Here is a 12114-nt window from a genome sequence, read left to right as displayed (position 1 = left end):
AAAACCTCCTGGTTTAAGACTCTTTTGCTTCTTTTGGAGCCGGCAGCAAAGTCAGCTCTCCCGCTTTGCTTTTCTTGCGTTCCTTGTCTTTTCTGACATCTCTTAAAAACAGACTTAATACAAGACCGACCAGGCAGAGTCCGGCCGCCCACATAAAGGCGTCATTAATGCCCATGACGTTGGAATTGAGCTGGGCTTGTCCTGCCAGGTATTTCACAACATATTGTTGGGCTTGTTCGGCAGATATATGCATAGATTGCGCGACGGACTGTATCGTTGACTGCAATGTGTGCATAAATGTCGGATCAGCCGTATTCGTTTGATCGGCCATTGATGCGTAGTGGAATGTCGTACGGTTTGTATAAATCGTCGTAATCAAGCTTGTACCGATTGAACCGCTGATTTGACGCAGCGTATTCGACATAGCCGTTCCGTGGCTGTTTAATTGTTTCGGCAGCTGGTTCATGCCGGCTGTCATAATCGGCATCATCAGCATTGACATACCGAATGCGCGAATCGCATAAATGAGTACGATGTGCATATACGGCGTATCAATGGTAAGCGTCGTAAATTCGTAAGTCGTCACAACAGTAATCAATAAGCCGACGATCGCCAGGGGTCTCGGTCCGACTTTGTCGAACAGGATTCCTGACACAGGTGACATAATAAGCATCACGATCGCGCCCGGAAGCATTAACAAACCTGATTGAAGCGCCGTAAACCCGACCAGATTCTGCAAATAGATCGGTAGCAGGAACATCCCCGCATACAGCGCAACCGTGATGATCGCATTGATTACGCTTGACAATGAAAACATATCGTATTTGAACACCCTGAAGTCAAGCATTGGCTCTTTCACTTTCAATTGCTGAACGATAAAGGCAATGATGCCGATCGCACCGATGATAACAGTGGAAAGAACGATCGGATCATCCCAGCCGTCGGAGCCCGCTTCACTTACACCGTAAAGCAATGATGCAAAACCGATGATGGAAAGAAGCGTTCCCGCGAGATCAAGCTTGATTTTTTTAGGTTCAGTCATATTTTTAAATAAGAAAAATCCGCAAATGATCACGATGACGCCAATCGGCACGAGTCCGTAAAACATGATCCGCCAGTCGTAATTTTCGATGATCCAGCCGGATAAAGTCGGACCGACCGCCGGAGCGAACATCATCGCAAGGCCGAAGATTCCCATTCCTTTCCCGCGGCTTTCCGGAGGGAAAATGAACAGAATGGTTGTCATCACCAGCGGCTGAAGGATTCCTCCGCCGGCAGCCTGAATAAGACGGCCGATTAACATCGTTGAAAAGTTGGGTGAAATCCCGCATATCAGCGTTCCGATCGTAAACAGCAGCATCGCGGTCAAAAATAAACTGCGGCCGCCAAACCGCATAATCAAAAAAGCTGATAAAGGAATCAAAACACCGTTGACAAGCATGTATCCTGTTGTCAGCCATTGAATGGTCGTGGCGCTCACATTAAATTCCGTCATCAAGTGCGGCATCGCCACATTAAGCAGCGTCTGATTCAAAATGGCCAGAAATAGGCCGGCCATTAATATAATAAGCAGTGAGGCATTACCTTGTTTGTTTTGAGAAGCCACTTATGACATCCTCCTTTCGCTGTTTTTTTACCCTCCGGTTACTTAGAAATTTTCACTGATGCGTTCATACCCGGAAGCACTTTATCAGATGGGTTTTTAATTGAAATTTTCACAGGTACTTTTTGCGTTACTTTTGTGTAGTTTCCGCTTGAATTGCTTTGGGAAAGCAGGTCGAATGTCGAATTTGTTGCATAGCCGATTTCTTCGACATTTCCTTCAAATGTAGTGCCTTGATCACCGTCGACGACGATGTCTACTTTATCCCCTTTTTCAATTTCTTTAAGGTCTGTTTCTTTAATGTTTGCTGTAATATAGAGGTGGTCCATGTCAATCGTTTGGGCAAGCGTTTGGCCGGCTTGTACGATCTGTCCTTCTTTCGCTTCGTTTTTCACGATTGTTCCGTCCATGATGGACTTCACATCAACCGTTTGTTCGCCTTTGATTTTCGCTGTTTTTTCATCTTTAGATACTTTTGTTCCTTCTGTAACATCCCAGTCTGTCAGCTTTCCTGTAGCAGGCGCAGTGATTGTTGTCATATCGCCTGTCACATGGGCTTCATCTGTTTTGACATAGCTGATGCTGTCATAATAGAAATACGCGCCTCCCGCTATGATGGCAAGCACGATGATAAGTCCGATAATGTTGGTAGCAATTAAACGTCCTTTGCTCATTTGTTATTTCTCCTTTCAAATTCCTTCTATTTTTTAGATAACCGTCAGATCATTGCTTTTGATCAGCGGTTTATGCAAATTTGCATTTTACATGCCCCTTTTCCCGCCCAGAAATAGACCGGACGTGTACTGAGCTCCTTTGTTAAAGTTGCTCAAAACTGAGCAAGAAAGATGGGAATTCGTAAAATACATGTCACCCCTATCCAACAAATTAAAATAGTTAACAAGATTAAATATTAGTTAAAGTAATCAAGAATGTCAATAAAATTGTCTTAAAAAATTCAGTTTTAATATTTTCCACATAAAAAAGCCTCTGTTTACAGAGGCCTGGTTTGTAATGCTACGTATATTGATGCCGTTCTTCATTGCTGAAAAAGCTTTTCAGCGCTTGAAACACATCAGCTTTTTGTTTTAAAATATAATATTTGAATTTTTCATTTTTTATATTTTTATAGGCTGACATTAAAGTTGAATGCCTGTTGTACTGATTGACTTCGCCATAGCAAAACAAATTCGCTTTTTCCATAATTTCGCCGACGAGCTTGACGCAGCGGGGATTGTCAGATGTTAAATTATCGCCGTCGGAAAAATGAAACGGATAAATATTATAGCGGGCCGGGTGGTATTTTTCCTCCATCAGCTCGAGCGATTTTCTGTAGACGGACGAACAAATCGTCCCCCCGCTTTCCCCTTTTGAAAAGAAATCCTCCTCAGAGACGACTTTCGCTTCTGTATGATGGGCGATAAATTCGATCTCAACCGTTTCATACTTTGTCCGCAAAAAGCGTGTCATCCAAAAGAAAAAGCTGCGCGCCATATATTTTTCCCAGACGCCCATCGAACCGCTCGTATCCATCATCGCCAGAACGACGGCCTTCGATTCCGGCTTAACCGCGTCATTCCATGTTTTGAATTTCAGATCCTCCGGAAAAATCGGATAAAATGACGGCTTCCCGGTCATCGCGTTGCGCTTATACGCCGAAAGCATCGTTCTTTTCTTATCGATGTTGCCTGTCAGGCCTGTGTTGCGGATATCGTTAAACTCAATATCTTCAACGACAATGTCATCGCGCTCCTTCTGCTGAAGGTTCGGCAGCTCCATCTCGCTGAAAAGCGCTTCTTCCAGATCCATGAGCGAAACTTCCGCTTCATAATAATCCTCGCCGGCCTGATCGCCTGCTCCCTGCCCTTTTCCGGCGCCGCTTCTTCTGTCTGCGCCGTCTCTCGCCACGATATCTCCGACTTGGCTGTCACCGTCTCCCTGTCCAGCATGTTTATTTTTATCATAGTTATAGCGGATTTTGTACTCATCTAATGACCGAATCGGTATTTTGACGACATCCTTGCCGTTGGACATGATGATGCTTTCTTCAGTGATCAGATCAGGCAGATTGTTTTTTATCGCATCCTGCACCTTTTTCTGATGGCGCTGTTGGTCATCATACCCTTTTCGATGGAGGGACCAGTCTTCCTGAGAAATGATAAAATGGCCGTTGTCTTTGTGGGACATGAATTCCCCTCCTTATTGATCAATCCCTAATACAGGAGTTTTCCGTATGCCAATTCCTGTGAAACAAGTCTTAAAAAATGTTTACTTCTATCCTATGCGGCATGCTGATGACTTTTGACATTCAATTATGAAAATGGGACAAAAGAACCCGCCCTTGTTCCGGACGGGTCGTGAATTTACCGGTTTAATAAGCTTCCTACGTATTTCAGAAGCTCGTTGGCGCTGGTCGAGTTATAGCCATGTTCATCAATGAGCCGGGCGACAACTTCATTGATTTTTTTGAGCTGCTGTTCATCAGGCGTTTTTGTCGAAGTCGTGATTTTGACAACGTCCTTCAGATCGGCAAACAGCTTTTTCTGGATGGCCTCCCGCAAACGTTCGTGCGAGTTGTAATCAAACCGCTTCCCTTTTCTTGCATAAGCGGAAATTCTGATGAGAATTTCTTCGCGGAATGCTTTTTTCGCATTTTCGGAAATTCCGATCTGCTCTTCTATCGATCTCATCAGCTTTTCATCAGGGCTCATTTCTTCGCCTGTCAGCGGATCGCGCAGCTTGATTTTGTTGCAGTAGGCTTCCACATTATCAAGATAATTGTCCATCAGCGTTTTGGCCGATTCTTCATATGAATAGACAAACGCTTTTTGGACTTCCTTTTTCGCCATTTCATCGTATTCTTTCCTCGCCGCCGAAATAAAGTTCAAATAGCGCTCACGGTTTTCAGCGGAGATCGACGGGTGCTGATCAAGCCCTTCCTTTAAAGAGCGAAGAACATCGAGTGCATTAATCGATTCCATGTTCTTGCGGATGATCGTCGAAGAAATTCTGTTGATCACATACCTCGGATCAATACCGCTCATCCCTTCATCATTGTATTCTTTTTTCAAGTCCTCGACATCGGCCGAGTTATACCCTTCAACGCTTTCTCCGTCATAGAGCCTCATTTTTTTGACGAGGTCGACGTCTGAACGCTTCGGTTCCTTCAAGCGCGTTAAAATGGAAAACATCGCGGCCACTTTTAACGTATGCGGGGCGATATGCACTTCTGATACATCGCTTTCCGCAATCATTTTCTCGTAGATCCGTTCTTCTTCAGATACTTTCAGATTATATGGAATCGGCATGACGATAATGCGGGAATGAAGCGCTTCATTTTTCTTATTCGCAATAAATGAGCGGTATTCGGTTTCATTTGTATGGGCGACGATCAGTTCATCTGCCGAAATCAGAGCGAACCGGCCCGCTTTAAAATTCCCTTCCTGTGTCAGGGACAGGAGATGCCAGAGAAACTTTTCATCGCATTTCAGCATTTCCTGAAATTCCATCATCCCCCTGTTCGCTTTGTTCAATTCACCGTCAAACCGGTATGCGCGCGGGTCTGACTCTGATCCGTATTCAGCTATCGTCGAAAAATCAATGCTTCCCGTCAAATCGGCGATATCCTGCGATTTTGGATCAGAGGGGCTGAACGTGCCGATTCCTGTCCGCTTATCCTCGGAAAAAAAGATTCTTTCAACCTTCACATCTTCAATTCGGCCGCCGTATTCCTGCTCGAGCCGCATCATGTTGAGCGGCGAAAGGTTTCCTTGGATGCGAATGCCGTATTCCTTATAAAAATCGTCGCGTAAATGCTGGGGAATTAAATGAAGCGGGTCTTCATGCATCGGGCAGCCTTTAATCGCATACACGGCGCCCTGGTCTGTCAATGAATAAGCTTCAAGCCCCCTTTTCAGCATTGTCACAAGGGTTGATTTTCCGCCGCTGACCGGCCCCATCAGCAGCAGTATTCTTTTTCTGACATCAAGCCGTTTTGCGGCCGGATGAAAATATTCTTCTACCAGACGTTCCAACGGTTCCTCAAGACCAAACAGCTCTTTGTCAAAGAAGCGGTATACTTTTTTTCCGTCTTTCTCATCAATGCCGCTGTCTTTGATCATATTGTAAACGCGGGAGTGAGCAGATTGAGCGACAATCGGGTTTTCTTTTACGATTTCCAGATAATCGGCGAAGGTTCCTTCCCATTTCAGACGCTGTTCTTCCTCTCTATACTGTTCAATCTTTTTTAATATATCCATAAGAACCTCCTATATGATGATTGATGCAAGGTGCAAAGTGAATCACTGTTACATCCAATCTATGCGGAGATGTCCCTTTCGATGCTTTTCATATTGAAATTGAAATATACTTCCTCGAATTGACAAGAGCGGAACAAACCCTTCATAATAAAAGCAGATATGCCAGGTCCGCAGAGACACCGCGGCCCTGCCGAGGCACCGCATGCTAAAAGACAACAAGGGATAAAAGGATGAGAGGGGGATTTCATGAAAACGCTGATCATGATGGGGGTCATCCTCACGTTTCTCGTATCCATTTTCACTGCCGGGTACGAAAGCAAACCCGGGAAGTAGCATTGAAAAGAAAAAGGATGGCCGTTCAGACGCCATCCTTTTTCAGAACATAACACTGTTTTGTTTATATTTGTTGATTCTCTTTTACGTCAGCCTTCGGAGAAACCTGATAATCGCTTTTGTATTCAACGGTATGAATCCGGCATCCCGGACCGATATGGACGCGGTTTCCCCTGACAATCCCGGCAGTAGTGTTTTCCAGATAGATATCGTCTCCTTCAATGACTTGCGCAGACAGAAACCTGCTGTTCTTTTTAAACAGCCCCCGCTTGTTTTTTACTTTGATGACCGTTCCGCCGATTTCCCCGACAGAGCTCTGGCCAAACCTTAAAACAATATCAATCTCCCCGGCGTTCAGCAGACCGTTCAACTCCAGGCTCCCGTTCAATGTAAAACGCTCCGCTTCACAATCGCCCTTCACGGCAATGGTTCCTTTGATGTCACACATATCTCCGGCCATATTACCGCCGATGCTGATGACTCCCCTCACTGCCGCTTCGCCGATGTCGGCGTCACCGACAATGTCAGCCGTTCCGTAGATTTTAGCTCTATCGGCTTTCAGCCGCCCGCCGACTTCCGTTTCTCCATGAACATCAAACGACTGAACTTTCGCATCTCCCGAAAGAACGCTTGAGCCGTAGCTGCGAAACTTAAGGCAGTCAAGCCCTGCACCGATCGTTCCTTCGCCTCTGATCACGACATTGTGATAAGTGCCTCCGGCCGCGCTCCCGGAACCGTTTATTTTTAAGTTGTTTTTCTCCATGCCGCATACCTCCGCTAAATTTTTTGATTGTCTCCGACTTTCGCAGTTTTTGCCTGCCGGAATTCTTCTTTATATTCAACAAGCCCGATATCACAATTTTCGCCGATGATGACCGTATTGCCGCGGACGATTTTCGCCGTCGTGTTGGCAAGCTCAATATGATCGCCTTCAATCAATTCAGCAGTCAGTGCCGGGCGGGAAATAAACGGCGTCAACAAGGAAAGAAATTTTGACTCATGCGCCGTGCAGCAAATCCTCCGGCCGCCGATTTCTTTGGCTTTGCTTTCACCCCCGTGAATACTGATGTCAACCTGTTCTGCATTCAACAGACCGGCGATTGTAAAGTGGCCTTCTGCGGTAAAATGTTCGACCTCACAGTCTTTGCCGATTGATGCTTTCCCGAGAATGATCAGTTCATCGCCTTTTACATGCCCGTCTAATGACGCATGTCCGGCGATTTTCAATTTCCCGGCATTTACGTCTCCTTCAATCTTCGCTGAACCGTCAATCCGAATCGAAGAAGCGGAAATTCCGCCGCTTACCTTTGCACGTCCGCTGATTTTTGCTTCCCGCGCTTTCACATGTCCGTTTAAAGTCCCCGCTCCGTTGCAGTACAGCCGTTCACATTCGACCTCTCCATTGATCGTCCCTTTTCCGTTCAGCTCGACCGTCTGAAACGTTCCGCCGCTTGAGCTTCCAAATCCGTTTATCGTTAAGTTATCCATGGCCTTTCCTCCATTACATCAATTTTGTTTTCAATTCTTCTCCGGCTTCCGAGAGACTGATATCCGCAACCACTTTCACCGCTTTTTCAAAGACGATGTCACCCTCTGCAATAATGCATGTGGCAACTCCCAGTTTTCGCAGCACGATCAGTCTGCCGCTGTTTTTTGCGCTGTTCGCAAGCACGACCTCCAGCACCATTTTTCCTTCCTCAAGATTAATCTCTCCTGACTGAAGCAGTCCTTCCAGCACATACACGGCAAGCACTTCCCCGAGTCCAAATGAGTCATTGCGTTTATTTGTATTCTCAACGAAAAATGACATGACAGCCTCGGAAATCAGCCCTTTCTCAAGAAGCTCTCCGCGGCTGATATCGAGTTTATCAAGCTTTGGCGAAAACATTTCCGCCATTTCATCAAGAGATAAATTCTCTTTCATGCTTTGAATTTTTTTGATTCTATTTAAGATGTCTGCTTTCGGAAAAAACGTCTCCTGACCGGTAAAAGTGGATTTTCGAATAAACCATTCCTCAGGAATTAAATTTTTCCGTTTCCACCTGTACAGCTGCCCGTAAGATATCGATGTTAAATCAAGCAGTTCCTTTTTTGAAATTAAATCATCATGAGCCATTTTCCTCACTCCTTCCGCTCTATTGTAACATAACACTGTTACGTTTAAAACCAAAAAAAATCCGTCCCCTTCTTTTTTTGGGGACGGCAATTTGCTTATTACGTCAAATCCCTGTAGTTCTGCTGGCGAAGCGCCTCATAAACAAGGATTGCGGCCGTATTGGATAAATTCAATGATCTGACATGCTCTGTCATCGGGAGACGCAGACAGCGGTCCATATTTTGCTCGATCAAATCTTTCGGAAGGCCGTTCGTTTCCCTGCCGAACACGAAAAAATAGTCCTCGTTTTGATCTGAATAGTCAAACGATGTGTGCGGTTTTTGCCCGAACTTTGTAATAAAGAAAAATTTCCCTTCAGGATGTGCGTCAAACAGTTCCTCCAAGGAATCGTGGTAGACGACTTTGACAAACTCCCAGTAGTCAAGCCCTGCCCGCTTAAGCATCTTGTCATCGGTAGAAAAGCCGAGCGGCCTGATTAAATGAAGCGTTGTATCTGTTGCTGCACATGTTCGTGCGATATTTCCTGTATTCGCAGGAATTTCGGGTTGATATAATACGACATGCAATGCCAAAATGTTCACCTCTGTTTTTCTGATCCGCTGTTTATTATACCATGATTACGTTTTTGTCGTGTCATCTGCAATATGAAAAAACGCATATTTGATCGAAGGGGTGTATGCGGGGGAATCTTCGTATGACCAGTACCTCATCCGGCAATCATGGGTTTGGGCGTTGACAAGCGGCATATTGCTTTTATCCTTTGCCGTCACAATCGCCACATGGTCAAACCTTCCGTCCCCGTTAAAATCGTAGCAGATAACATCGCCTTCCACAAGCTCGGCGGCGGCTCCTGTTTGAATGGAACGGAGACCTGCTTTCGACTGCTTGAGAAATGTTCTGAGTGAATGTGCCACAGTCCAGCTGTAGCTCCAGGAATGATTTTGCATCCACCAGCCCGATCCTCTGTTCGGATAGCCGCGCATCGGGGCGTTTCCCGCGTGAAGGCATTGAGAAATAAAATTAGTGCAATTGTCTTCAAAGTTTTTATACGCCGAATTCCGCTTATTCCAAAACATTTCGGCATAGCGGACAGCGGCAAGCCGGTCATAGGTGAAGACGCGCCCCAATAATTCACGCTCTCCATCAAGATGCCGGCTTTCCTCATCAGGAAGCGGCTGAACGGGCGGCCGCGGGGCTTCCGAGTCCTTGATCACCATTTGATCATACAGCAGAGCGATCCGTTTTTCGATGTGCTCCTCCATATACATATCATCCCCATCTTTGCACAAGAATGCGGTATGGGTTTGATAATTGATGTGAGTTTTTCCGTCTTCCTCAAGCCAGTGTTCGTTGAGCGCCGTCCTCATCCTAGCCTTGACGATATGGACGCCCCGTTTTTCAAAAAGCCGCCGTTTCCGTTCAATGACCTCGGCATCGCCGGCATTCCGCCAGTCTCTCTTCTCATTGCCATTGATCAAATAGTCCAGCCTGGCCTTCAAGAGCTGTTCGATGATCTGTTTCAAAGGCTACACCACCATATGTTTGATGATAGAAAAATACTTGTCTTCCAAAACTGAAAACAAGCGGTTTTTCAACCCTGATACCAAACATATGTCAGGACAGGCCTCATTTAGTCATGGCGGTTTCTTTTAAAAGCCTGATGCCTTTTTGAATTTCCGCCTTTGCTTCTTCGTCCTCTTCGCGGGAATACGCTGTTTCCAGCTCCTCCAGCATGTCCGTTTCTCCGATTTTTCCGATCGCCCAGGCGGCGGTGCCTCTGATGACAGGCCGCGGATCCTGATGCATGAGAGAAACCAGCTCAGGCAGTGCACTCGTTTCTTTAAAATGGGCAAGGGCGATGATTGCGTTCCGCTGAATCGGCTTTTTCCCCCTCCAGGAGCCTGCCACATGGCCGAATTTTTCTTTGAATTCACGGTTCGACATCGTCAGCAGCGGCTTTAAAAGCGGCTTGGCAATCTCGGGATCCGGCTCCATTTCGGGATGAAGGTGAAAATCAACGCCTTTGTTTTTCGGACACACCATCTGGCACGTATCGCATCCATAGATCCGGTTGCCGATTTTCGTGCGGAATTCATCAGGCAGAAAACCTTTCGTCTGCGTCTGAAAAGCGATGCAGCGCTGGGAGTTGAGCTGTCCCGGATTGACAAGCGCACCGGTCGGGCAGGCCTCAATGCACTTGTTGCATGAACCGCATTGATCCTCTATTCTCTCATCAGGCTCGAACGGAATATTTGTAATCATTTCCGCCAAATAAACATAGGAACCGAATTCAGGCGTAATGATCATGCAGTTCTTTCCGCTCCAGCCGATACCGGCCCGTTCAGCGACGGCACGGTCGGAAAGCTCCCCTGTGTCAACCATCGATTTTGTTCTGACGTCTTCGTGCTGGGACTTTAAAAATTCTTCGAGCTGATCAAGCTTTTCCCGCAGCACATGGTGATAGTCCTTCCCCCAGGAGGCTCGGCAAAAAATGCCTCTCCGTTCACCTTTTACGCTTCTTGGCGCGTTTTTCATTTTCGAAGGGTATGCAAGCGCAATCGCGATGATCGATTTCGCCTTTGGCAGGAGAAGCTGCGGATTTGTCCGCTTCTCAATATCGGGTTCTTCAAATCCCGACTCGTAACCGAGCGCCCGATTCTCTATTAAGCGATCTTTTAATGTTTCAAACGTATCAGCGCTGGCAAAGCGTATTTTATCGATCCCGATTTGCTGCGCGAATTCAATCACATCCTGTTTCAGCTGCTTCATATCCATAATGGGCAAACCTCCTTTCTTTGTTTTGGTTTTCGATCACTGTATAATACAAGTGTAACATGATAAATGGGAGTTGAGTCTGAATTGGAATTAAATGTGCAAATAGCCACCGTTGTATTACAGCGCGTCCCCTCCTTTAAAGTCGGCGCTGTTTTATATAAAGGAATTGAGATCGCAGGCTCCCCGCAAATGCTAAAAGGCCGGCTGCGCCTGTTTCAGGAATCGCTGTTTTTTGATTTCGCCGACCGCAAGCTTTCCGATGAACCGGCAATAAAGGAATGGGAGGAGACGCGGGCAAAGCTTGATCCGTCGTTTTCCGGGCGGCAAACAAGCCTGGAATGGCTCCTGGCGGACATCCAGCGGCAGCGTTACATAGAATCCGCAGATTCAGCCACTGATTTGAGCCGTTTTTTCTCTCTTAAATATTCGATTCCGGTTCATATCTATGATGCCCGGACGATAAAGGGGCCGGTACGCATCGAGATGGGCGGAAAAGAAGACCTGCTGGCGGTTTCTGACGAATCAGGGATATTCGGCAGCCTCTCAGAGCATAGCAACCGCCGCCCCGTCAAGACGGAAACAAAAGACGCCCTGCAGCTCGTCTTTTTCAGACCGTCCACCCCAAAAGACGAAGCAAGCCGGCTGCTAGAAGCTTTGACCAAAATGTTCGAACAAATTCACGGCGGAGAGCATATATCTGCGATCATTCCTTAAAAGATCCATTCAAAAACTTGCTTTTTTTAAAAGCAAGTTTTTATATATTCATACATGAAAAAACGCAATGCTTCGTTTAATCTGAGAAACGAAACACTGCGTTATAAACAGTATGTATGGAGCGGGTGATGGGAATCGAACCCACGACATCAGCTTGGAAGGCTGAGGTTTTACCACTAAACTACACCCGCATGATCTTTTTTAAACAGATCATCGTTTTGACTTTTATAATGTTACATGTTTATTAAGATTTCGTCAAGGGGATATTAAAAATTTGTCGAAAAAAAGCGCCGGAAACAAATCGGCGCTTTTTACAG

11 protein-coding genes and 1 tRNA gene are annotated in these 12114 nt (G+C 46.0%); 1 reads left to right on the top strand and 11 read right to left on the bottom strand.

Annotated elements, in window-relative coordinates:
* Window positions 1-13: 13 nt before the first annotated feature.
* From R5H20_RS05095 to queG, 10 genes are all read right to left on the bottom strand, one after another.
* On the bottom strand, window positions 14-1558 hold the full coding sequence (locus tag R5H20_RS05095) for a DHA2 family efflux MFS transporter permease subunit (RefSeq protein WP_087962489.1): 1545 nt from the start codon (window positions 1556-1558) through the stop codon (window positions 14-16).
* A gap of 86 nt (window positions 1559-1644) precedes the next feature.
* A complete protein-coding gene (locus tag R5H20_RS05090; protein WP_006636565.1) occupies window positions 1645-2277 on the bottom strand; it encodes an HlyD family secretion protein in 633 nt (210 codons plus the stop codon).
* Between the two features lie 340 nt (window positions 2278-2617).
* On the bottom strand, window positions 2618-3787 hold the full coding sequence (gene yhbH / locus R5H20_RS05085; RefSeq protein WP_006636564.1) for a sporulation protein YhbH: 1170 nt from the start codon (window positions 3785-3787) through the stop codon (window positions 2618-2620).
* A gap of 176 nt (window positions 3788-3963) precedes the next feature.
* On the bottom strand, window positions 3964-5859 hold the full coding sequence (gene prkA, locus R5H20_RS05080; protein WP_006636563.1) for a serine/threonine protein kinase PrkA: 1896 nt from the start codon (window positions 5857-5859) through the stop codon (window positions 3964-3966).
* A 397-nt stretch (window positions 5860-6256) separates the two neighbouring features.
* Window positions 6257-6955: a hypothetical protein gene (locus R5H20_RS05075; protein WP_006636561.1), complete on the bottom strand. Its 699-nt coding sequence runs from the start codon at window positions 6953-6955 to the stop codon at window positions 6257-6259.
* 14 nt (window positions 6956-6969) lie between these two features.
* Complete coding sequence (locus R5H20_RS05070) at window positions 6970-7680, bottom strand: polymer-forming cytoskeletal protein (RefSeq protein WP_006636560.1); 711 nt, start codon at window positions 7678-7680, stop codon at window positions 6970-6972.
* Between the two features lie 13 nt (window positions 7681-7693).
* A complete protein-coding gene (locus R5H20_RS05065; RefSeq protein WP_006636559.1) occupies window positions 7694-8308 on the bottom strand; it encodes a YhbD family protein in 615 nt (204 codons plus the stop codon).
* A gap of 98 nt (window positions 8309-8406) precedes the next feature.
* Window positions 8407-8889, bottom strand: coding sequence for a tRNA (uridine(34)/cytosine(34)/5-carboxymethylaminomethyluridine(34)-2'-O)-methyltransferase TrmL (gene trmL, locus R5H20_RS05060; RefSeq protein ID WP_087962487.1), 483 nt, complete (start codon window positions 8887-8889; stop codon window positions 8407-8409).
* A gap of 36 nt (window positions 8890-8925) precedes the next feature.
* Window positions 8926-9831, bottom strand: a complete 906-nt coding sequence (locus R5H20_RS05055) for an amidase domain-containing protein (protein WP_006636557.1) — start codon at window positions 9829-9831, stop codon at window positions 8926-8928.
* A 103-nt stretch (window positions 9832-9934) separates the two neighbouring features.
* Entirely contained in the window at window positions 9935-11083 is a 1149-nt protein-coding gene (gene queG, locus R5H20_RS05050) for a tRNA epoxyqueuosine(34) reductase QueG (protein ID WP_006636556.1), read from the bottom strand.
* Window positions 11084-11149: 66 nt separating this feature from the next.
* Here queG and R5H20_RS05045 point away from each other — a divergent pair, with 66 nt between their 5' ends.
* Entirely contained in the window at window positions 11150-11797 is a 648-nt protein-coding gene (locus tag R5H20_RS05045; protein WP_040347898.1) for a hypothetical protein, read from the top strand.
* Window positions 11798-11914: 117 nt separating this feature from the next.
* On the opposite strand, the gene R5H20_RS05040 is transcribed toward R5H20_RS05045, so the two are convergent.
* A tRNA-Gly gene (locus R5H20_RS05040) sits at window positions 11915-11988 on the bottom strand.
* Between the last annotated feature and the right edge of the window lie 126 nt (window positions 11989-12114).

Origin of the sequence: Bacillus sp. KICET-3 (assembly GCF_033261025.1) — a bacterium.
Classification (GTDB): Bacteria; Bacillota; Bacilli; order Bacillales; family Bacillaceae; genus Bacillus; species Bacillus sonorensis.
The sequence above is the reverse complement of the archived record's forward strand: the minus strand, read 5'-3'. Positions and strand labels throughout refer to the sequence as shown.

Excerpts from the sequence above, each read along its gene's own strand:
- R5H20_RS05065 (WP_006636559.1), bottom strand. The coding sequence starts at position 8,308 with ATGGCTCATGATGATTTAATTTCAAAAAAGGAACTGCTTGATTTAACA.
- R5H20_RS05070 (WP_006636560.1), bottom strand. The coding sequence starts at position 7,680 with ATGGATAACTTAACGATAAACGGATTTGGAAGCTCAAGCGGCGGAACG.
- R5H20_RS05075 (WP_006636561.1), bottom strand. The coding sequence starts at position 6,955 with ATGGAGAAAAACAACTTAAAAATAAACGGTTCCGGGAGCGCGGCCGGA.
- R5H20_RS05045 (WP_040347898.1), top strand. The coding sequence starts at position 11,150 with ATGGGAGTTGAGTCTGAATTGGAATTAAATGTGCAAATAGCCACCGTT.
- queG (WP_006636556.1), bottom strand. The coding sequence starts at position 11,083 with ATGGATATGAAGCAGCTGAAACAGGATGTGATTGAATTCGCGCAGCAA.
- yhbH (WP_006636564.1), bottom strand. The coding sequence starts at position 3,787 with ATGTCCCACAAAGACAACGGCCATTTTATCATTTCTCAGGAAGACTGG.
- R5H20_RS05095 (WP_087962489.1), bottom strand. The coding sequence starts at position 1,558 with ATGGCCGGCCTATTTCTGGCCATTTTGAATCAGACGCTGCTTAATGTG.
- R5H20_RS05090 (WP_006636565.1), bottom strand. The coding sequence starts at position 2,277 with ATGAGCAAAGGACGTTTAATTGCTACCAACATTATCGGACTTATCATC.
- prkA (WP_006636563.1), bottom strand. The coding sequence starts at position 5,859 with ATGGATATATTAAAAAAGATTGAACAGTATAGAGAGGAAGAACAGCGT.